Below are 261 nucleotides of genomic sequence, written 5' to 3'. Positions count from 1 at the left end.
TACCGTGCGGTACGCGATCACCGACCTGGGCATCACCCAATTCCTCGATATCGGCACCGGCCTGCCGACCGCGCGCAACACCCACCAGGTCGCACAGGAGGTGAATCCCGCGGCGCGCATCGCGTACGTGGACAAAGATCCGCTCGTGCTGGCCCACGCCCGTGCGCTCATGAAGAGCACGCCCGAGGGCCGGACCGCCTTCATCCATGCCGATCTGCGCGAGCCCGAGTCGATTCTGCGCGCTCCCGAACTCACGCGGAC

1 protein-coding gene is annotated in these 261 nt (G+C 67.4%); it reads left to right on the top strand.

Translation table 11 applies throughout. The features are described from left to right. The coding region (locus K7711_RS47220) for an SAM-dependent methyltransferase (RefSeq protein ID WP_222979758.1) at window positions 1-261 on the top strand (261 nt) is incomplete at both ends.

The organism is Nocardia coffeae, from assembly GCF_019890715.1.
Classification (GTDB): Bacteria; Actinomycetota; Actinomycetes; order Mycobacteriales; family Mycobacteriaceae; genus Nocardia; species Nocardia jiangxiensis.
Note: the sequence above shows the minus strand (reverse complement) of the source record. Positions and strands in the feature narration are given on the sequence as shown.